The 21713-nt window shown below is 56.5% G+C and carries 17 protein-coding genes and 1 riboswitch; of the genes, 10 read left to right on the top strand and 7 right to left on the bottom strand.

The window, feature by feature from the left end; genetic code table 11:
- The first annotated feature begins 139 nt into the window (after positions 1-139).
- Both metF and katG read left to right on the top strand, forming a co-directional pair.
- Complete coding sequence (gene metF / locus ACOYA6_RS21755) at positions 140-1030, top strand: methylenetetrahydrofolate reductase (protein WP_422655412.1); 891 nt, start codon at positions 140-142, stop codon at positions 1028-1030.
- Positions 1031-1174: 144 nt separating this feature from the next.
- A complete protein-coding gene (katG, locus tag ACOYA6_RS21750) occupies positions 1175-3346 on the top strand; it encodes a catalase/peroxidase HPI (protein WP_039032118.1) in 2172 nt (723 codons plus the stop codon).
- Between the two features lie 112 nt (positions 3347-3458).
- On the opposite strand, the gene gldA is transcribed toward katG, so the two are convergent.
- The 5 genes from gldA to argE all read right to left on the bottom strand — a co-directional run bounded on the left by gldA (position 3459) and on the right by argE (position 10279).
- Positions 3459-4562 (bottom strand): bifunctional L-1,2-propanediol dehydrogenase/glycerol dehydrogenase, encoded by a 1104-nt coding sequence (gene gldA / locus ACOYA6_RS21745; RefSeq protein ID WP_138370882.1) that lies wholly within the window; start codon positions 4560-4562, stop codon positions 3459-3461.
- Positions 4563-4574: 12 nt separating this feature from the next.
- Positions 4575-5237, bottom strand: a complete 663-nt coding sequence (fsa, locus tag ACOYA6_RS21740; RefSeq protein ID WP_138370881.1) for a fructose-6-phosphate aldolase — start codon at positions 5235-5237, stop codon at positions 4575-4577.
- A gap of 128 nt (positions 5238-5365) precedes the next feature.
- The gene (locus tag ACOYA6_RS21735; protein WP_422655411.1) at positions 5366-6136 is read right to left on the bottom strand and encodes a helix-turn-helix transcriptional regulator; all 771 of its coding nucleotides are present in this window, start codon (positions 6134-6136) and stop codon (positions 5366-5368) included.
- Between the two features lie 93 nt (positions 6137-6229).
- On the bottom strand, positions 6230-8881 hold the full coding sequence (gene ppc, locus ACOYA6_RS21730) for a phosphoenolpyruvate carboxylase (RefSeq protein WP_138370879.1): 2652 nt from the start codon (positions 8879-8881) through the stop codon (positions 6230-6232).
- Between the two features lie 246 nt (positions 8882-9127).
- Positions 9128-10279, bottom strand: coding sequence for an acetylornithine deacetylase (argE, locus tag ACOYA6_RS21725; RefSeq protein WP_138370878.1), 1152 nt, complete (start codon positions 10277-10279; stop codon positions 9128-9130).
- Between the two features lie 88 nt (positions 10280-10367).
- Here argE and argC point away from each other — a divergent pair, with 88 nt between their 5' ends.
- The 4 genes from argC to oxyR all read left to right on the top strand — a co-directional run bounded on the left by argC (position 10368) and on the right by oxyR (position 14845).
- A complete protein-coding gene (gene argC, locus ACOYA6_RS21720) occupies positions 10368-11372 on the top strand; it encodes an N-acetyl-gamma-glutamyl-phosphate reductase (RefSeq protein WP_422655410.1) in 1005 nt (334 codons plus the stop codon).
- Between the two features lie 6 nt (positions 11373-11378).
- Entirely contained in the window at positions 11379-12155 is a 777-nt protein-coding gene (argB, locus tag ACOYA6_RS21715) for an acetylglutamate kinase (RefSeq protein WP_138370876.1), read from the top strand.
- A 74-nt stretch (positions 12156-12229) separates the two neighbouring features.
- Positions 12230-13603: an argininosuccinate lyase gene (gene argH, locus ACOYA6_RS21710; protein WP_138370875.1), complete on the top strand. Its 1374-nt coding sequence runs from the start codon at positions 12230-12232 to the stop codon at positions 13601-13603.
- A 324-nt stretch (positions 13604-13927) separates the two neighbouring features.
- A complete protein-coding gene (oxyR, locus tag ACOYA6_RS21705) occupies positions 13928-14845 on the top strand; it encodes a DNA-binding transcriptional regulator OxyR (protein ID WP_138370874.1) in 918 nt (305 codons plus the stop codon).
- On the opposite strand, the gene sthA is transcribed toward oxyR, so the two are convergent.
- Entirely contained in the window at positions 14828-16228 is a 1401-nt protein-coding gene (gene sthA / locus ACOYA6_RS21700; protein WP_138370873.1) for a Si-specific NAD(P)(+) transhydrogenase, read from the bottom strand. The two genes, oxyR and sthA, sit on opposite strands and share 18 nt — an antisense overlap.
- A 196-nt stretch (positions 16229-16424) precedes the next feature.
- Here sthA and fabR point away from each other — a divergent pair, with 196 nt between their 5' ends.
- Positions 16425-17063, top strand: coding sequence for an HTH-type transcriptional repressor FabR (gene fabR / locus ACOYA6_RS21695; RefSeq protein ID WP_032615233.1), 639 nt, complete (start codon positions 16425-16427; stop codon positions 17061-17063).
- 10 nt (positions 17064-17073) lie between these two features.
- Positions 17074-17433 carry a YijD family membrane protein gene (locus ACOYA6_RS21690; RefSeq protein ID WP_032615232.1) on the top strand — a complete coding sequence of 120 codons (360 nt, stop codon included), beginning with the start codon at positions 17074-17076 and terminating at the stop codon, positions 17431-17433.
- 57 nt (positions 17434-17490) lie between these two features.
- Here ACOYA6_RS21690 and trmA read toward each other — a convergent pair whose 3' ends face one another.
- Entirely contained in the window at positions 17491-18591 is a 1101-nt protein-coding gene (gene trmA, locus ACOYA6_RS21685) for a tRNA (uridine(54)-C5)-methyltransferase TrmA (RefSeq protein ID WP_422655409.1), read from the bottom strand.
- A gap of 103 nt (positions 18592-18694) precedes the next feature.
- Positions 18695-18869, top strand: a riboswitch (cobalamin riboswitch).
- A gap of 66 nt (positions 18870-18935) precedes the next feature.
- On the opposite strand from trmA, the gene btuB reads away from it, so the two are divergent.
- Complete coding sequence (gene btuB / locus ACOYA6_RS21680) at positions 18936-20771, top strand: TonB-dependent vitamin B12 receptor BtuB (RefSeq protein ID WP_223075615.1); 1836 nt, start codon at positions 18936-18938, stop codon at positions 20769-20771.
- On the top strand, positions 20716-21567 hold the full coding sequence (murI, locus tag ACOYA6_RS21675) for a glutamate racemase (protein ID WP_138370870.1): 852 nt from the start codon (positions 20716-20718) through the stop codon (positions 21565-21567). The genes btuB and murI overlap by 56 nt, the downstream gene beginning before the upstream one ends.
- Positions 21568-21713 lie beyond the last annotated feature (146 nt).

Below are 21713 nucleotides of genomic sequence, written 5' to 3'. Positions count from 1 at the left end.
TCCCTGAGCATTCCTCACCGTTATTGATGATATTTTCAGTTGACGCCAGTCCGCTTTTCCGTCATTTTTACATCTGGACGTCTAAACGTATAGAAGTTCGAATACAACAAACAACGACACGCGATTGATGAGGTAAGGTATGAGCTTTTTTCACGCCAACCAGCGGGAAGCCCTGAATCAGAGCCTGGCTGAAGTAAACGGCCAGATTAACGTCTCTTTTGAATTTTTCCCGCCGCGCACCAGTGAAATGGAGCAGACCCTGTGGGCCTCTATCGATCGCCTGAGCAGCCTGAAGCCAAAATTTGTCTCCGTAACTTACGGCGCCAACTCCGGCGAGCGCGACCGCACGCACAGCATCATCAAGGGGATTAAGGACCGTACCGGTCTGGAAGCTGCCCCGCATCTGACCTGTATTGACGCCACCCGTGACGAGCTGCGCGCCATCGCCCAGGATTACTGGAACAACGGTATTCGTCATATCGTGGCCCTGCGCGGCGACCTGCCGCCAGGCAGCGGCAAGCCGGAAATGTACGCCACCGATCTGGTTGCCCTTTTGAAAAAGGTCGGTGACTTCGATATCTCCGTCGCGGCCTACCCGGAAGTTCACCCGGAGGCGAAAAGCGCCCAGGCGGATCTGCTCAACCTGAAACGCAAAGTGGATGCCGGTGCGAACCGCGCTATCACCCAGTTCTTCTTTGATGTGGAAAGCTATCTGCGCTTCCGTGACCGCTGTGTTTCAGCCGGTATCGACGTGGAGATTATCCCGGGGATCCTGCCGGTCTCTAACTTCAAACAGGCGAAGAAATTTGCCGACATGACCAACGTGCGTATCCCGCTGTGGATGGCAAAAATGTATGAAGGTCTGGACGATGACGCTGAAACCCGCAAGCTGGTGGGCGCGAATATCGCTATGGACATGGTGAAAATTCTCAGCCGCGAAGGGGTAAAAGATTTCCATTTCTATACCCTCAACCGCGCCGAAATGAGCTACGCGATCTGCCACACTTTAGGGGTTCGCCCGGGCCTGTAAAAGCAAATCCCTCATAAATATGAGGGATTTTTTGTTTTCGTCCGATTTCGACGGAAATAACTATCAAATCTGTGGATGGTTTCAATTATCTCTTGCTCCCGGTGGTGTATATCCTAACGGTAAAATCATAGAGGGAGCAGAGCGATGAGTAAGTCCGACGAGAATCAGAATTCAGGTAAATGCCCATTCCACCAGGGCAGTTATGACAAGAGTGCGGGTGCTGGCACCAACAGCCGGGACTGGTGGCCTAAACAACTTCGTATCGACCTTCTCAATCAGCATTCCGAACGTTCTAACCCCCTGGGTAAAGATTTCAATTACCGCAAAGAGTTCAGCAAACTCGATTATTCCGCGCTGAAGGGCGATCTTAAAGCCCTGCTGACCGATTCACAGCCATGGTGGCCTGCGGACTGGGGCAGCTATGCCGGTCTGTTCATTCGTATGGCGTGGCACGGTGCAGGAACCTATCGTTCAGTCGACGGACGCGGCGGCGCGGGCCGTGGTCAGCAGCGTTTCTCTCCGCTCAACTCCTGGCCCGATAACGTCAGCCTCGATAAGGCGCGTCGTCTGCTGTGGCCGATCAAACAAAAATATGGCCAGAAAATTTCCTGGGCTGACCTGTTTATTCTCGCGGGCAACGTAGCGCTGGAAAACTCCGGCTTCAGAACATTTGGCTTTGGTGCCGGACGTGAAGACGTGTGGGAACCGGATCTGGACGTTAACTGGGGGGATGAAAAAGCCTGGTTAACCCATCGTGACCCGGAAGCGCTGGCGAAGAATCCGCTGTCAGCTACCGAAATGGGGCTGATTTACGTGAACCCGGAAGGGCCAAACGCCAGCGGCGAACCGCTGTCGGCGGCGGCGGCTATTCGCGCCACCTTCGGCAATATGGGGATGAACGATGAAGAGACCGTCGCGCTGATCGCCGGTGGTCATACCCTGGGTAAAACTCACGGGGCAGGGGAAGCCAGCCATGTGGGGGTCGATCCGGAAGGCGGTCCGCTTGAGGCGCAGGGCCTGGGCTGGACCAGCACCCACGGTACCGGTATCGGGGCGGATGCGATTACCTCCGGCCTGGAGGTGATCTGGTCGCAGACGCCGACCCAGTGGAGCAACTACTTCTTCGAGAACCTCTATAAATACGACTGGGTGCAAACCCGCAGCCCGGCCGGGGCGATTCAGTTTGAAGCGGTGAACGCGCCGGAAATCATGCCCGATCCGTTCGACCCGTCGAAAAAACGTAAGCCGACCATGCTGGTTACCGACCTGACGCTGCGCTTCGATCCTGAGTTCGACAAGATCTCACGCCGCTTCCTGAACGATCCGCAGGCATTTAACGAAGCCTTCGCCCGGGCGTGGTTCAAACTGACCCATCGTGATATGGGGCCGATTTCCCGTTATATCGGACCGGAAGTACCGAAAGAAGAGCTGATTTGGCAGGATCCGCTGCCGCAGCCATTCTTCCACCCGTCCGCTGACGATATCCAGAGCCTGAAAGAAGATATTGCGGCTTCCGGACTGTCGGTGAGTGAACTGGTGTCCGTAGCATGGGCGTCGGCCTCCACCTTCCGCGGTGGCGATAAGCGTGGCGGTGCCAACGGCGCACGTCTGGCACTGGCGCCGCAGCGCAGCTGGGATGTTAACGCCGTAGCGGCACGCGTTCTGCCGGTGCTGGAAGGCATCTATAAATCTGCGCATAAAGCGTCGCTGGCGGACATCATCGTGCTGGCCGGTGTGGTGGGCGTCGAGCAGGCGGCGAAAGCGGCGGGCTTCAACATCACCGTTCCCTTTACGCCAGGCCGCGTAGATGCGCGTCAGGATCAGACCGATATCGGCATGTTCTCGCTGCTGCAGCCGGTTGCCGATGGCTTCCGTAACTACCGTGCGGCCATCGACGTGTCGACTACCGAATCGCTGCTGATTGATAAAGCGCAGCAGCTGACCCTGACCGCGCCAGAGATGACGGTGCTGCTGGGCGGGCTGCGTGTGCTGGGCGCTAACTTTGACGGCGGTAAGAGCGGCGTCTTTACCGATCGCGTGGGCGTCCTCAGCACTGACTTCTTCGTCAATCTGCTGGATATGGGCACGCAGTGGAAAGCTACTGATGAATCCAGCGAGCTGTTTGAAGGCCGCGACCGCGTGAGTGGAGAAGTGAAATATCAGGCAAGCCGTGCCGACCTGGTATTTGGTTCTAACTCCGTACTGCGTGCCCTGGCAGAGGTTTACGCCAGCAGCGATGCTCACGAGAAGTTTGTGAACGACTTTGTCGCGGCATGGGTGAAAGTGATGAATCTCGACCGGTTTGATCTGCTGTAAAAGGAAAATCCCCGCTTCGGCGGGGATTTTTTTTGCCGGGTGGCGGCTACGCCTTACCCGTCCTACAAAACCCGTAGGCCCGTGCAAGCGCAGCGCCGCCGGGCAACAGCCGCTACTCCCACTCCTGCATAAATCGCTGACCGTACTGGTCGGCAACCAGCAGTGCCGCATATACCTGATCCGGCGTGGTGCCGCCCGGCATGTTGTGGATGGTTTCATCTTTCGCGCAGGATGCCGTCGCCACCAGGCGCATTTTGGCCGGGATATCGGTGGTGATATCCAGCTGTGCCAGGGTGATGGGTAACCCCACGCTGTGGCAGAGCGCCGCGACGGTTTCTATCTCTTCAACCGGGGCATTCTCCAGTACCAGCTGGGTCAGGGTGCCGAACGCCACTTTCTCGCCGTGATAGTAATGATGGGCATCCGGGATGGCGGTCAGCCCGTTGTGAATGGCGTGCGCCGCCGCCAGCCCGCCGCTTTCAAACCCAACGCCGCTCAGATAGGTATTCGCTTCAATCACCCGCTCAAGGGCAGGAGTCACCACATGCTGCTCCGCGGCCAGCATCGCTTTTTCACCCTCTTCAATCAGGGTGTTATAGCACAGCTCGGCCAGCGCCAGGGCCGCCTGTGTGCATTTACCGCCCGCCATGGTAGTCGCACCGCTGCGCGAGCAGGCCCGGGCTTCGAACCAGGTCGCCAGCGCGTCGCCAATACCAGCTGCCAGCAGGCGCGCAGGGGCACCGGCCACCACTTTGGTATCCACAATCACGATGTTCGGGTTGTGGGGCAGCATCAGGTAGCGATCGAATTCCCCGCTGTCGGTGTAGATGACGGAGAGCGCGCTGCAGGGCGCATCGGTGGAGGCGATAGTCGGGGCGATAGCGACCGGGACATCCATAAAATGCGCCAGCGCTTTAGCGGTATCCAGCGTTTTACCGCCGCCGATGCCGAGGATCGCCTGGCAGTCGGCGCTCTTCGCCAGCTGACGCAGCCGGTCAATCTCGTTCTGGGAACATTCGCCGCCAAAGGGCGCGATTTCTACGTACAGTTCCGCCTGTTTAAAGCTCTGGCGTAGCGTCTCTTCGGCAAAGCCCAGTACAAATTTATCGCCCACTACCAGCCAGCGCGCGGCCAGCGGTTTCAGGTAATCACCGAGGCGTGAGAGCACGTCTGCACCCTGAATGTATTTGCCGGGCGATTGAATAATACGATCCATCACATATCTCCTTTACAGGTTGAGGCTACCAAACGTGTTTTTCCAGTCCTGCTCAAACTTGTCTATGGCTGACTCTACCGCTGGCGTATTGAGCATTTGTTGCGCGACATCAGTGGGCAGGGTGATCGCCTCACAGCCAGCAAGCAGGCAGTCCAGCGCCTGACGCGGCGTTTTGAAGCTGGCAGCCAGCACCATGCTGTCTGGCGCATGCAGTTCCAGCAGGGTTTGCAGCTCCTGCACCGTGCGGATCCCGTCTCCGCCCTGAGCATCCACGCGATTAACGTACGGCGCGATGTACTTCGCCCCGGCCAGCGCCGCCAGCAGACCCTGAGATGCGCTGTACACTGCGGTGCCGAGCGTGGTAATGCCCTCTTTTTTAAGCGCTTTGATGGCGACAAGCCCTTCTGCGGTTACCGGGATTTTGACCACGATGTCGGGGATCGCATCACGCAGGCGTCTGGCTTCGGCAACCATCCCTTCGGCGCTGCGGCTCATGGTCTGGGCGAACAGGGTCCCCTGGGGGCCGATGGCTTTCTGCAGGCGCGGCAGGACATCCCAGAGCGGTTCACCGCTGGCGGCAATAATGCTCGGATTAGTGGTGATACCCGCAATGGGGAAGATGCGGGCGAGGCGTTCAACGTCCGCCACGTTGGCGGTATCGAGATACAATTCCATTATTTTTCCTTAAGTCAGCGGGTATGAATTAAGGATACGGCGGCCCTGACGGGGTGAGCCAGAGGTCAAATTTGCCAAATACTGGACAAATGTAAGGTCCTTAGCGAAGTGAGAGGGCGATCACAATGCTAGTTTTTGGCGGTAATCTGGCTGTGATACTGGCGGCGATATTCCGAAGGTGAGCGCTCGGTGTGCCTGCGAAACAGGCGGCAAAAGTAGTTGCTGTCCGTGAAGCCGCAGTGTGCGGCAATGTCCTTAATTTTCAGGTCATAGCCTTTGAGAAGCTGTCGGGCATGCTCGAGACGGGTTCTGGTCAGGTATTCATTGAACCCCACGCTGCCGGTCTTTTGAAAAAGGTGAGAAAGGTAGTTGGGTGAAATGTAAAACGCCTGCGCCACCGACTCACGGGTAAGCGGTGCGGCATGATGTTCTTCGATATGGCTGCGAATAGCTTCAAAAAGTGCCCGACTGCGGGAGGCGGTGTGAATGTCGCTGCCCAGCAGATCGCGGCAGTGGCTGAGCAGACTTAACACCACCAGTCTCGCCGTGGCCTGCTCGTCCGGCTGCATTTGCAATTCAGCGAGGGTTTGCAGCAAAAAGGCACCGATTCTTGGCCCGCGTCTGGCGACCTGCTGCTGAAGCAACACGGTGGTGTCGCGCTGGAGCTGAAGCGTCAGTTGCTGCTTCCCGAAAATGATGCTGAGCAGGGTGGCGGGCTGAAGGTCAGCAATAAACCCGACGGAAGAGAACATCGCGTCATGCGTTTCGCCTTCAAGAACAATCGTAAGACGAGGAGAAGCGTTTGGGATCGGGTCGACCGGAGATGCAAATCGCACCTGATGCAGGGGCGACGTGCCGTTGATCAGATCGGTCAGGATTGAGGTGATATCGTGGGGCATGGTGGGAGTACCAGAATTGCCGGGTGGCGCTAACGCTTACCTGGCCTACTTATCGTAGGCCCGTGCAAGCGCAGCGCCGCCGGGCATAAAACATTAACCGGTGTTACGCATCCCCGCCGCAACGCCCGCGATGGTCACCATCAGCGCTTGTTCCACACGTGGATCCGGCTCCTGACCCTCTTCTTCTGCTTTACGCGAACGGTACAGCAGTTCGGCCTGCAGAACGTTCAGCGGATCGGTGTAGATGTTACGCAGCTGGATAGACTCCGCAATCCACGGCAGGTCGGCCATCAGATGGGAATCGTTGGCGATAGCCAGCACTACTTTGATGTCGCCTTCCAGCAGTTCACGCAGTTCGGTACCCAGCTTCCACAGCTCCGGTTTCACCAGACGCTGATCGTAGTACTCCGCCAGCCACAGGTCGACTTTGGAAAACACCATCTCCAGCATGCCCAGACGGGTGGAGAAGAACGGCCAGTCGCGGCACATGGTTTCCAGTTCGCTCTGCTTACCGTCATCCACCACTTTCTGCAGGGCGGCGCCGGCACCCAGCCAGGCCGGGAGCATCAGGCGGTTTTGCGTCCACGCGAAGATCCACGGGATGGCACGCAGGGACTCAACGCCACCGGTCGGACGACGCTTGGCCGGACGGGAACCGAGCGGCAGTTTACCCAGCTCCTGCTCAGGTGTGGCCGAGCGGAAGTAAGGCACGAAGTCTTTGTTTTCACGCACGTAGCCGCGGTACAGATCGCAGGAGATATCTGACAGCTCGTCCATGATATGGCACCAGGCCTCTTTTGGCTCCGGCGGTGGCAGCAGGTTGGCTTCCAGAATGGCGCTGGTGTACAGCGACAGGCTGCTGATGGTCACTTCCGGCAGGCCGTACTTGAAGCGGATCATCTCGCCCTGTTCGGTCACGCGCAGACCGCCTTTCAGGCTGCCCGGTGGCTGTGAAAGCAGCGCCGCATGCGCTGGCGCGCCGCCACGACCGATAGAGCCGCCGCGACCGTGGAACAGGGTCAGCTCAATGCCCGCTTTCTCGCAGGTTTTGATCAGGGAGTCCTGCGCCTGATACTGCGCCCAGGAGGCAGCCATTACGCCCGCGTCTTTTGCGGAGTCGGAATAGCCAATCATCACCATCTGTTTGCCCTGAATAAAGCCGCGATACCAGTCGATGTTCAGCAGCTGGGTCATCACGTCATTGGCGTTGTTCAGGTCATCAAGGGTTTCGAACAGCGGTGCCACCGGCAGGGCATAGTCGATACCGGCTTCTTTCAGCAAAAGATGAACACCCAGCACGTCGGACGGGGTCTTCGCCATGGAGATCACATAGGCGGCCACCGATCCTTTCGGGGCATCAACGATCGCTTTGCAGGTGTTGAGCACTTCGCGGGTGTCGTTGCTCGGCTCCCAGTTGCGTGGCAGCAGAGGACGTTTGGAGTTCAGCTCGCGGATCAGGAAGGCCTGTTTGTCGGCTTCTGACCAGCTTTCGTAGTCGCCGATGCCAAGGTAGCGGGTCAGCTCGCCCAGCGCTTCGGTATGACGGGTGCTTTCCTGACGTACGTCGATACGCACCAGCGGCACGCCAAAACACTTCACGCGACGCAGGGTGTCGAGCAGTTCGCCGTTGGCGATGATGCCCATGCCGCACGCCTGCAGAGATTTATAACAGGCGTACAGCGGATCCCAGAGCTGCTCGTTCTGGCTCAGCAGTCCTTCCGGCTTCGGCAGGCGCTGACCTTTCAGACGCGCTTCCAGCCAGGCCTGCGTTGCCAGCAGCTGGCCGCGCAGCTTTTTCATCAGATAGCGGTAAGGCTCGCTCGCACCCTCTTCACCGGCCAGCTCGCGCAGTTCCGGGGTGGCTTCAACCATCGACAGTTCAGAGATTAAAACCTGAATATCTTTCAGGAACAGATCGGTCGCTTTCCAGCGGCTCAGCAGCAGCACGTGGCGGGTGATGTCGGCAGTGACGTTCGGGTTGCCGTCGCGGTCGCCGCCCATCCAGGAGGTGAAGCGGACCGGGACAAAATCCACCGGCAGGCGATAGCCGAGGTTCTCTTCCAGCTGTTCATTCAGCTCGCGCAGGTAGTTTGGCACCCCTTCCCACAGGCTGTTTTCCACCACCGCAAAGCCCCACTTGGCTTCATCTACCGGGCTTGGGCGGTGCTTACGAATTTCATCGGTATGCCAGGACTGGGCAATCAGCTGGCGCAGGCGGCGCATCAGCTGGTTACGTTCGTAGTCAACGATCTCTTTGTTATCCAGCTGCTTCAGGCAGTTGTTCACTTCCACCATTTTGTGGATCAGGGTACGACGGGTGATCTCGGTCGGGTGGGCGGTGAGCACCAGCTCCAGCGACAGGGACTCGACGGCCTTTTTAATGGTGGCTTCGTTGAGATCGGGTTGGTCCTTGAGCTTTCTGAGCGTACGGGCAATCACTTCCGGGTTGCTTGCCGCTTCGCCGTTCGGCGAAATGCTGTGGTACTGCTCGGCGGTGTTCGCCAGATTCAGAAACTGGCTGAAGGCACGGGCAACAGGCAGCAGTTCGTCATTGGAGAGGTTCTGCAGGGTGGTGAGCAGCTCCTGACGATTGGCTTCGTTACCTGCACGGGAAGATTTGGACAGCTTGCGGATAGTTTCAACGCGATCGAGGATGTTTTCCCCCAACGCGTCTTTGATGGTATCTCCAAGCACTTTGCCGAGCATACTGACATTACTACGCAACGCGGAATATTGTTCGTTCATAAAAACCCAGTCACCCCATCATTTTTGTTTATGCCCTGCCAGACATCTAACGGACATTATTTTGTCATCTCCCTTTATAAAGCCACGTAAAACCCCCGTCGTCAATTGCTGCGAAAACGGTTCAGCAAACGAATAAATGCGGGCAATTTACGAAATTTAATTCGCTTTGCGTCAGATAAGAGATGCTTATGAGAATGTGACGAAGATCGCGGGATTTTCCCCTCTCCGAAGAGAGGGGAGGCGTGATTAATGCCAGCAGAAGTGATGCACAACCTGGGTAATCAGTTCGCGGGTGGGCTTGATAAAGCGCGTTTCCAGATACTCATCCGGCTGATGGGCCTGGTTAATGGAGCCCGGGCCGAGCACCAGGGTCGGGCACAGGGTCTGAATAAACGGCGCTTCGGTGCAGTAGTTCACCACGTCGGTTTTCTCGCCGAGCAGTTTCTCCACCACTTCCACCAGCTGGTGGTCCGGCGGGCACTCATAACCCGGGATCGGCGGATGCAGGTCGGACACCGTCAGACGGCCCGGCCAGCGTTCACTCACCGGTGCCAGCGCTTCGGTCAGTAAGCCATTCAGATCGCTCAGAGTCATGCCCGGCAGCGGACGGATATCCATATGCAGTTCACAGCAGGCGCAGATACGGTTAGACGCATCGCCGCCGTGCAGGCTGCCGAGGTTCAGCGTGGGATACGGCACGGTGAAGGCGTCGTAGTGATAGCGCTCTTTCAAATCGTCACGCAGGGTCATGATGCGGCCGATGGCGTCGTGCATCAGTTCAATGGCGTTGACGCCGCGCGCCGGATCGCTGGAGTGGCCGGACTGGCCCAGCACGCGCACCGCCGTAGAGATATGGCCTTTGTGGGCACGGATCGGTTGCAGGGACGTTGGCTCGCCGATAATCGCGCAATCCGGGCGAATCGCCGTGTTTTCCGAGAAGTATCGCGCGCCCGCCATGCTGGTCTCTTCGTCGGCGGTAGCCAGAATATAGAGCGGCTTTTTCAGAGTGGTGACGTCAACGTCACGCAGCGCGTCGAGGATAAAGGCGAAGAAGCCTTTCATGTCGGCGGTGCCCAGCCCGTAGAGCTTGTTGTCGTGCTCGGTCAGGGTGAAGGGATCGCGCGTCCAGCGCCCGTCATCAAACGGAACGGTGTCGGTGTGTCCCGCCAGCAGCAGACCGCCCGCGCCCTGGCCGGTACTGGCGAGCAGGTTAAATTTATTACGGGTTCCCGGTACCGGCTGAACCTCCACCTTAAAGCCGAGATCGCTGAACCACCCCGCCAGCAGATTGATTAAAGTCTCATTACTCTGATCCAGCGCTTCTTCCGTTGCGCTGATGGACGGCGTGGCAATCAGGGCGCGGTAGATCTCGATAAATGGCGGTAAATTCATTTTCATTGTTGACACACCTTAGGTCGTGATAGTATCAATATTCATGCAATAAATGTGAATAAAAATACATTAACGTTGAGCATAAAGGAACCCGATGTTGAATACGCTGATTGTAGGCGCTAGCGGTTATGCGGGCGCAGAGCTTGTAAGCTACGTGAATCGCCATCCTCATATGACCATAACCGCTTTGACTGTCTCAGCGCAAAGCAATGATGCAGGAAAGTTAATTTCCGATTTACATCCGCAACTTAAAGGGGTTGTCGATCTGCCATTGCAGCCGATGTCGGATATCAGCGAGTTTACCGACGGCGTGGACGTGGTGTTTTTAGCCACCGCTCACGAAGTCAGCCACGATCTGGCGCCGCAGTTCCTGGCGGCCGGTTGCGTGGTATTCGATCTCTCCGGTGCGTTCCGTGTGAACGACGCCGCGTTCTATGAAAAATACTACGGTTTCACTCATCAGCACCCGGATCTGCTTGAAAAAGCGGTGTATGGTCTGGCGGAGTGGAGCGCAGATGCGCTGAAAGAGGCGAACCTGATCGCCGTACCGGGTTGCTACCCTACGGCCGCGCAGCTCGCCCTGAAACCCCTGATCGACGCAGGCCTGCTGGATCTGAACCAGTGGCCGGTGATCAACGCCACCAGCGGCGTGAGCGGAGCCGGGCGCAAGGCGGCTATCTCCAACAGCTTCTGCGAAGTGAGCCTGCAACCGTATGGCGTGTTTAACCACCGCCATCATCCGGAAATCACCACTCATCTGGGTACGGACGTGATTTTCACTCCGCATCTGGGCAGCTTCCCGCGTGGCATCCTCGAAACTATTACCTGCCGCCTGAAACCGGGCGTGACCCAAGACCAGGTGAAAGAGGTCTTCACGAGGGCGTACGCGGATAAGCCGCTGGTGCGTCTGTATGACAAAGGCGTGCCGGCGCTGAAAAACGTGGTTGGCCTGCCATTCTGCGATATCGGCTTTGCCGTGCAGGGCGAGCACCTGATTGTGGTGGCCGCAGAAGATAACTTACTCAAAGGCGCAGCCGCCCAGGCAATGCAGTGCGCAAATATTCGTTTTGGCTATGCTGAAACGCAGTCTCTTATTTAAGGTGTGATGATGAACCCATTAATTATCAAGCTTGGTGGTGTACTGCTGGACAGCGAAGAGGCGCTGGAGCGTCTGTTTACCGCGCTGGTCAACTATCGCGAATCACATCAACGTCCGCTGGTGATTGTTCACGGCGGCGGCTGTGTGGTGGATGAGTTAATGAAAGGCCTGAACCTGCCGGTGAAAAAGAAGAACGGCCTGCGCGTGACGCCTGCCGATCAGATTGACATCATTACCGGTGCGCTGGCGGGTACGGCCAACAAAACCCTGCTTTCATGGGCGAAGAAACACCATATCGCATCCGTGGGCCTCTACCTGGGCGATGGCGACAGCGTTAAAGTGACCCAGCTCGACGAAGAGCTTGGCCACGTCGGTCTGGCGCAGCCGGGCTCGCCAAAACTCATTAATACGCTGCTGGAAGGCGGTTTCCTGCCGGTGGTGAGCTCTATCGGCGTGACCGAAGAAGGCCAACTGATGAACGTCAACGCTGACCAGGCGGCGACCGCGCTGGCGGCGACGCTGGGCGCAGACCTGATCCTGCTCTCTGACGTGAGCGGAATTCTGGACGGCAAAGGCCAGCGCATCGCGGAGATGACCGCGGCGAAAGCCGAACAGCTGATCGACCAGGGGATTATCACCGACGGCATGATCGTGAAAGTGAACGCGGCGCTGGACGCTGCGCGCACGCTGGGTCGCCCGGTGGATATCGCCTCCTGGCGTCACGCGGAGCAGCTGCCGGCGCTGTTTAACGGCACGCCGATCGGCACGCGTATTCTGGCGTAAGATTTTATTGAATGACCGTAGGCCGGGTAAGCGTAGCGCCACCCGGCGGAACTAACGAATAAAGGAAGCATGTTATGGCACTTTGGGGTGGGCGTTTTACACAGGCAGCGGATCAACGGTTCAAACAGTTCAACGACTCTTTGCGCTTCGACTACCGCCTGGCCGAACAGGATATCGTCGGCTCTGTGGCCTGGTCCAAAGCGCTGGTCACCGTTGGCGTGCTGACCGCAGACGAACAGCTGCAGCTGGAAGAGGCGCTGAATAATCTGCTGGAAGAGGTGCGTCTTAACCCGCAGCAAATCCTCGAAAGCGACGCCGAAGATATTCACAGCTGGGTGGAAGGGAAGCTCATCGACAAAGTCGGCCAGCTGGGTAAAAAGCTGCATACCGGCCGGAGCCGTAACGACCAGGTGGCGACCGATCTGAAGCTGTGGTGCAAAGATACCGTGGTGGAACTGCTGGCGGCTAACCGTCAGTTGCAGAGCGCGCTGGTGGAAACCGCGCAGAACAACCAGGATGCGGTGATGCCGGGTTATACCCACCTGCAGCGTGCGCAGCCTGTTACCTTTGCCCACTGGTCGCTGGCCTACGTTGAGATGCTGGCGCGTGATGAAAGCCGTCTGCAGGATACCTTAAAGCGTCTGGACGTGAGCCCGCTGGGCAGCGGCGCGCTGGCAGGTACTGCCTATGAAATCGACCGCGAACAGCTGGCGGGCTGGCTGGGCTTCGCCTCTGCCACCCGCAACAGCCTGGACAGCGTCTCCGATCGCGACCACGTGCTGGAACTGCTTTCTAATGCCTCTATTGGTATGGTGCACCTGTCGCGCTTCGCCGAAGACCTGATCTTCTTCAACTCTGGTGAAGCCGGGTTTGTTGAACTGTCGGATCGCGTAACCTCCGGCTCTTCCCTGATGCCGCAGAAGAAAAACCCGGATGCGCTGGAGCTGATCCGCGGCAAGTGTGGCCGTGTGCAGGGCGCGCTGACCGGTATGATGATGACCCTGAAAGGGCTGCCGTTGGCGTATAACAAAGATATGCAGGAAGACAAAGAGGGCCTGTTCGACGCGCTCGACACCTGGCTGGACTGCCTGCATATGGCGACCCTGGTGCTGGACGGCATCCAGGTGAAACGTCCGCGCTGCCAGGAAGCGGCTCAGCAGGGTTATGCTAACTCCACCGAGCTGGCGGATTACCTCGTGTCTAAAGGCGTGCCGTTCCGTGAAGCGCACCACATTGTGGGGGAAGCGGTAGTGGAAGCCATTCGTCAGGGCAAAGCGCTGGAAGACCTGCCGCTTTCCGATCTGCAGAAATTCAGCAGCGTGATTGGCGATGATGTCTATCCGATTCTGGCCCTGCAGTCGTGCCTGGACAAGCGTGCCGCAAAAGGCGGCGTGTCGCCGAAGCAGGTGGCGCAGGCCATCGCGGATGCGAAAAACCGTCTGGTGTGATCCGTGATATGTCGGGTGGCGGCTTTGCCTTACCCGACCTACAAAATGAGTAGCCCTGGCAAGCGTAGCGCCGCCGGGGAAAAAGCCAGCCATGCGCTGGCTTTTTTACGCAAAAAAAATGCGGACCACGGGGTCCGCAAAAGTTCACGTTGGCTTTAGTTGTTCGAGTTTTGAGAGAAACTCGTGAGACGGGACAGGACTTCAAGGGTAATCGGTGCCGCCTCGTCTCTGTGATGCATTATTCAACAGAACGCTTGATAGGGATAATCGTTCGTTGCTATGCTATCTATCGCCATGAACTATCGTGGCGACGGAGGATGAATAATGAATATTCGTGATCTTGAATACCTGGTGGCGTTAGCCGAACATCGCCATTTCCGCCGCGCGGCAGATTCCTGCCACGTCAGTCAGCCTACGCTTAGCGGTCAGATCCGTAAGCTGGAAGACGAGCTCGGCGTAATGCTGCTGGAGCGCACCAGTCGTAAAGTGCTGTTCACCCAGGCAGGCCTCCTGCTGGTGGATCAGGCGCGCACCGTGTTGCGCGAGGTCAAAGTGCTCAAGGAAATGGCAAGCCAGCAGGGGGAGACCATGTCCGGCCCGCTGCATATTGGCCTGATCCCAACCGTTGGCCCATACCTGCTGCCGCACATCATTCCGATGCTGCATCAGACCTTCCCGAAACTCGAAATGTACCTGCATGAAGCGCAAACCCATCAGCTGCTGGCGCAGCTTGATAGCGGCAAGCTCGACTGTGCCATTCTGGCGCTGGTTAAAGAGAGCGAAGCCTTTATCGAAGTGCCGCTGTTTGATGAGCCGATGATGCTGGCGATCTATGAAGATCATCCGTGGGCGAGCCGCGATCGCGTCCCGATGGCCGATCTGGCCGGCGAAAAGCTGCTGATGCTGGAAGATGGTCACTGTCTGCGCGATCAGGCGATGGGCTTCTGCTTTGAAGCGGGTGCTGATGAAGATACCCACTTCCGCGCAACCAGCCTGGAAACGCTGCGTAACATGGTGGCGGCGGGAAGCGGCATTACGCTGCTGCCTGCGCTGGCCGTGCCGCGCGAGCGTAAGCGTGATGGGGTGGTCTATCTGCCCTGCATCAAGCCGGAGCCGCGCCGTACCATTGGCCTGGTTTATCGCCCGGGTTCACCGCTGCGCAGCCGCTATGAGCAGCTGGCAGAGGCCATCCGTGGTGCAATGGATGGCCATTTCGACGGTAAATTAAAACAGGCGGTTTAAGCCGTTCAGCGCCGCTACCCGATAAGCTTCTGCCATGGTCGGGTAGTTAAAGGTGGTATTAACAAAGTATTCGATGGTGTTACCACCACCTTTTTGCTCCATGATCGCCTGGCCGATATGAATGATTTCCGCCGCCCGCTCACCGAAGCAGTGAATGCCGAGGATCTCTTTCGTCTCGCGATGGAACAAAATCTTCAGCGTACCCACGCTCATCCCCACGATTTGCGCCCGCGCCAGATGTTTAAACTGGGCGCGACCCACCTCGTAAGGCACCTTCATGGCCGTCAGCTGCTGCTCGGTTTTCCCGACAGAGCTGATTTCCGGAATGGTATAAATGCCGGTCGGAATATCTTCGATCAGATGCGCCGTCGCTTCACCTTTCACCAGCGCCTGAGCCGCAATGCGTCCCTGGTCGTAAGCCGCTGACGCCAGGCTTGGATAGCCAATCACATCGCCTACGGCATAGATATGCGGCAGAGCGGTCTGGTACATGCTGTTAACCTTGATCTGCCCGCGGCTGTCGGTGGTGAGACCGATGTTCTCCAGCGCCAGCGAATCGGTGTTACCCGTACGGCCGTTAGCGTACAGCAGGCAGTCTGCTTTCAGCTTTTTACCGGATTTCAGGTGCATGATCACGCCATCATCGCAGGGTTCGATCTTCTCGTACTCTTCGTTGTGGCGAATCACCACGCCGCTGTTCCAGAAATGATACGAAAGCGAGTCGGACATCTCCTGATCGAGGAAGGCCAGCAGACGGTCGCGGGTGTTAATCAGGTCGACCTTCACGTTCATGCCGCGGAAGATAGAGGCATATTCGCAGCCGATCACCCCGGCACCGTAGATCAGCACGTGGCGCGGCTCGTGGTGCAGGCTCAGAATGGAGTCGCTGTCGTAGACGCGCGGATGAGAGAAATCGACATCGGCCGGACGATACGGGCGTGAGCCACAGGCGATAACAAATTTCTCTGCGGTGATCGTCTCAACAGAACCGTCATGGCACTCCAGCGCCAGCGTATGCTCATCTACAAAATGCGCGCTGCCCTGCAGAATTTCGCAGTGGTTACGTTCATAAAAACCCTGGCGCATCCGCGTCTGCTGGTTAATCACGTTATCCGCGTGATTGAGAATATCGGCAAAAGAAGAGCGGAGGAGACGGGAGTGGTCGCTGTAGAGAGGGTTCTGGTTGAATTCAATAATGCGGCTGACGGCGTGGCGGAGGGCTTTGGAAGGGATGGTGCCCCAGTGGGTACAGCCGCCGCCAACGTTATGGTAGCGCTCAATAACCGCTACTCTGGCTCCCTGTTTAACCAGTCCCATAGCAGCGCCTTCGCCGCCGGGGCCGGAACCAATAACTATTGCGTCGTAATCGTAGGAATGTGACATGGTAAGGCTTACCTGTTCTTATACATAAAAGCAACAGAATAGTAACATCATTGGCGGGATAACCCAATTATCGTTGTGCTCTTTTCGCGTGGTGGAGCACAAACCACATGGAAACCTTCATTCTGTAAGCCAGGTAAACCGATTAATTTTATTCTCTGGTATAGTGCCAGCGGGCCTTTGGAAGGATTCAACTATCGTGATGGGCGTAAGAGCACAACAAAAAGAGAAAACCCGGCGTTCGCTGGTGGAAGCCGCATTCAGTCAACTGAGTGCTGAGCGGAGTTTTGCCAGTCTGAGCCTGCGCGAGGTCGCACGCGAAGCCGGGATTGCGCCTACCTCTTTCTATCGTCATTTCCGTGACGTAGATGAACTGGGTCTGACCATGGTGGATGAGAGCGGGCTGATGCTGCGCCAGCTGATGCGCCAGGCGCGTCAGCGTATCGCCAAAGGGGGCAGCGTGATCCGCACCTCCGTTTCCACTTTTATGGAGTTTATCGGCAATAATCCCAACGCGTTTCGTTTATTGTTACGGGAACGCTCTGGCACCTCGGCAGCATTCCGTGCCGCTGTGGCCCGCGAGATTCAGCATTTTATTGCGGAACTTGCCGACTATCTTGAACTCGAAAACCATATGCCGCGCGCCTTCACAGAGGCGCAGGCCGAGGCGATGGTCACAATAGTCTTCAGTGCGGGCGCCGAAGCACTGGATGTGAGCGTTGAACAACGCAAGCAACTCGAAGAGCGACTGGTATTGCAACTGCGGATGATCTCTAAAGGGGCTTATTACTGGTATCGCCGTGAACAAGAAAAACTGGCGCATCAATCCGATGAGTGAAAGGTGAGTAATGAAACAGACAGGACAGGATAAAGGAACATTGTTGCTGGCATTGATCGCTGGCTTATCCATTAACGGTACGTTCGCAGCGATTTTTAGCTCCATTGTACCGTTCTCGGTTTTCCCGATGATCTCTCTGGTGCTGACGGTCTACTGTCTGCATCAGCGTTATCAGAATCGCACCATGCCGGTAGGCTTACCGGCGCTGTCGGCAGCGTTCTTTGTTCTGGGCGTCCTGCTGTATAGCACCGTAGTGCGCGCAGAGTACCCGGACATTGGCTCTAACTTCCTGCCGGCTGTACTGTCGGTGGCGCTGGTGTTCTGGATTGGCTTTAAAATGCGTAACCGTAAGCAGCAGCTGCCAGAGTAACGGTTCTGTTTTGTAGTTGTAGGCCGGGTAAGCGCAGCGCCACCCGGCAATAACGGGTTACCGCGCCGTCAGTAACACCCCGCACTCCATATGGTGCGTATACGGGAACTGATCGAACAACGCCAGACGTTCAACCTTGTGCGTCTGGCTTAATGTTTCCAGGTTCTTGCATAAGGTTTCCGGGTTACAGGAGATATAAAGAATACGCGGGTACGCCTGCACCATCTTCTCGGTTTCGCTGTCCAGCCCGCTGCGCGGCGGATCGACGAAAATCGTTTCACACTGATAGCTCTTCAGATCGATCCCCTGCAGACGGTTAAAGTCCCGCACGCCGTTCATCGCCTGAGTAAACTCTTCCGCCGACATACGAATGATCTGCACATTATCAATGTGGTTTGCCGCAATGTTGTATTGCGCGGCGGCGACCGACGGCTTGGCAATTTCGGTAGCCAGCACGCGTTCGAAGTTACGCGCCAGCGCCAGGGAGAAGTTGCCATTACCGCAGTACAGCTCCAGCAGATCGCCAGTGGAACCTTCGGTGGCCTTCAATGCCCACTCCAGCATCTGCACGTTCATGGCAGCGTTCGGCTGCGTAAAGCTGTTCTCAACCTGGCGGTAAATCATCTCTTTTCCCGCTACCGGCAGGCGTTCATCGATGTAATCCTGATCCAGGGCAATTTTGGTTTTTGTCGCGCGGCCAATCAGATGCACATTAATGTTCTGCGCGCGCAGCGCATCGCGCAGGGCTTCTGCCGCCTGGCGCCACTCGTCATTCAGCGCTTTATGGTACAGCAGCGAGACGATAGCCTGATTGCTTTGGGTACTCAGGTAGTCAATCTGAAACAGCTTATGGCGCAGAACAGGATTATTGTGCACGCCGTCCATCATCAGGGTCATCAGCTGGTTAATCAGCTCGCTGGCCGCCGGGAAGCTGTCCACGCGGATACGGCTTTTGGTCTGCTGATCGAAAATGATGTGGTACAGATCGTCGCCATCATGCCAGATACGGAATTCGGCACGCATACGGTAATGGCTGACCGGGGAGCGGAACACCTCAGGCGCAGGCGCAGCAAAAGGCGTCATCATACTTTGCAGGCGGACGACTTTCTCTGCCAGTTGCGCGTCGTACTGTTCTGTCGGGAGGTGTTCTGGAGTCATGATGCTTCCTGTTGAAGATGAATTACGCGGGGATTGTAGGGATTGTACAGGGGATGTCCAGCCCTAATGGTTAACGGCAGTCTGGACATCTATACGTGTCTAAATGTAGCATTATGTTTCCGGTCTCTTATGAGTGAAAAGGGAATCCAGTGCAAATCTGGAGCTGACGCGCAGCGGTAAAGACTGGCGGGATGAGTTAATCGGCACTGTGAAAATGGGAAGTCGTCATCCAGTTAACGCCACCTAGCCCGAAGACCTGCCGGGATCACGTCGCATTTGGTTTCATCATCGCGTGCTATGGGTGGGGCCTGCGGCATCCTTCTTATATTGTGGATGCTTTTACAATGATAAAAAAAGTATCGCTGTTGACGGCGCTTTCCGTCACGGCATTTTCGGGCTGGGCGCAGGATAGCGCAGACTCGTTGGTGGTGACGGCAAACCGTTTTCAACAGCCAGTAAATACCGTTCTGGCACCTACCGATATTGTTACCCGTGAGGATATCGATCGCTGGCAATCAAAAACGGTGTTGGATGTTATGCGCCGTCTGCCGGGTGTGGATATCGCACAAAACGGGGGAATGGGGCAAAGCTCTTCGCTTTTCGTTCGCGGTACTGAGGCAAAACATGTTCTGGTATTAGTCGATGGGATCCCCGTTGCGCGCCCGGGCATCTCTAATAGCTCTGATATCGACCAGATCCCGGTATCACTGGTCCAGCGAATTGAGTATATCCGTGGGCCGCGCTCTGCAGTTTATGGCTCAGGTGCCATTGGCGGCGTCGTTAATATCATTACTATGACGGGCGAAGAGCGCTCACAGATTAATGCTGGTGTTGGCTCTAAAGGCTATCAGCAATATGACGGGACATACCGTCAGCGCTTTGACGACACTGTCATTACTGCTGCAGGTGCTTACCAGACAACGAAAGGCTTTAACGTTCAGCCAAATTCATCTTATAGCGGCGACAGCGATCGCGATGGCTACCGTAATAAACTGTTCTGGGGCGGTGTTGAGCACAAGTTCAACGAAAACGTTGACGGCTATTTCCGCGGCTACGGTTATGCCAGCAATGCGGATTATGACCAGGGTAACTGGGGATATCCTGGCGGCGGCGATGAACATCAGAACTATACCCAGTCCTGGGATACTGCGATGCGCTTCCACTCCGGGATCTATTCTTCTCAGCTGGTCGCTAACTATCAGCGGATAAAAGATTATAACTACAGCAGTGAGACCGGTCGCTACGCGCCAGGCCACTCTTTGGATGACATGGAACAGCGTTATATCCAGTGGGGGAACAACGTAATCGTTGGGCATGGCTCGGTCAGTGGCGGAGTTGACTGGAAACAAGAGAAGTTAAGCTCTCTGGGCACAACCAGCACAGATGACTATAAGCGAGACAACACCGGCCTGTATCTTACCGGTCAGCAGCAGATTGAAAGCGTAACGCTTGAGGCTTCTGGTCGGGAAGATCATGACGAACAGTTTGGCTGGCATGGAACCTGGCAAACGGCAGCCGGCTGGGAATTTGTGCAAGACTATAAAGTCACCCTCTCTTACGGAACAGGTTTCCTGGCTCCTTCCCTGGGGCAGCAATTTGGTGCTGAACGTTTTGGTATCGCCTCTAACCCGAACCTGAAACCGGAAGAGTCGAAACAGTGGGAAGCGGGTCTGGAAGGTGAGACGGGTCCTCTCGACTGGCGCCTGTCAGCGTATCGCTACGAAATTGATAACCTGATCGATTACAACAATAACGCATACTTCAACGTCAAATCTGCCACCATTAAAGGGCTGGAGTGGACGGGCGATTTCACGACCGGACCTGTAGTGCATCGTCTGACGTTGCAATACGTTGATCCGCGTGATGATGAAACCGACCAGCAGCTTTATCGCCGTGCGAAGCAGCAGGTGAAATACGATCTTACTGGCCAGATCTACGATCTGGGCTGGGATGTGACTTATCAATATATGGGTGAGCGCTACGACTATGATTATGACAACTCTCGCAGAGTGAAGATGGGCGGCGTAAGCCTGTGGGATCTCGCCGTTTCATATCCTGTCACCTCTCACCTTACAGTTCGTGGTAAAATAGCCAACCTGTTCGATAAAGACTACGAGACAGTTTATGGCTACGAAACTGCAGGACGGGAATACACCTTGTCTGGCAGCTACACCTTCTGACCCACGTCCCACCGTACTGGTGTTTGACTCCGGTGTCGGTGGGCTTTCAGTCTATGATGAGATTCGGCAACTTCTGCCGGATCTTCATTATATCTATGCGTTCGATAACGTGGCTTTCCCGTATGGGGAAAAGAGCGAAGCGTTTATTGTCGAGCGCGTCGTCGAGATCGTTACCGCCGTACAACAGCAGTATCCTCTCGCACTGGCGGTGATTGCCTGCAATACCGCCAGTACAGTCTCCCTTCCGGCACTGCGTGAAAAATTCCCGTTCCCGGTTGTCGGCGTCGTTCCGGCGATTAAACCTGCCGCGCGCCTGACGGCGAATGGCGTGGTGGGACTGCTGGCGACGCGCGGGACGGTTAAACGTCCTTATACCCGTGAGCTGATCGAGCGCTTTGCCAATGAATGCCAGATTGCGATGTTAGGTTCTGCTGAGCTGGTTGAGATGGCCGAAGCTAAACTGCACGGCCAGGCGGTATCGCTGGAAGAGCTGCGCCGTATTCTGCGTCCATGGCTGCGGATGGCGGAGCCGCCAGATACGGTGGTGCTGGGCTGCACGCATTTCCCGCTATTACAGGAAGAGCTGCTTGCCGTACTTCCGGAAGGTACCCGGTTGGTGGATTCGGGAGCGGCAATTGCCCGTCGCACGGCATGGCTGCTTGAACATGAAGCGCCAGATGCGAAATCCACCGACGCGAATATCGCTTATTGCATGGCATTGACCCCGGTAACTGAGCAACTTTTACCCGTTTTGCATCGTTATGGCTTCGAAACGCTCGAAAAACTAGCGCTATAGCACGGTTTTGAGCAAAAAACAGACGGTTGAAAGTTTTTTTTAATTTAGCGCTTGTCACCGTCCGAGAACTCCCTATAATGCGCCTCCACTGACACGGAACAACGGCACGCAAGCCGCCGGGTCAGCGGGGTTCAGCGATGAACGCT

The sequence above is a fragment of the Leclercia barmai genome (assembly GCF_049312895.1).
GTDB lineage: Bacteria > Pseudomonadota > Gammaproteobacteria > Enterobacterales > Enterobacteriaceae > Enterobacter > Enterobacter barmai.
Note: the sequence above shows the minus strand (reverse complement) of the source record. Positions and strands in the feature narration are given on the sequence as shown.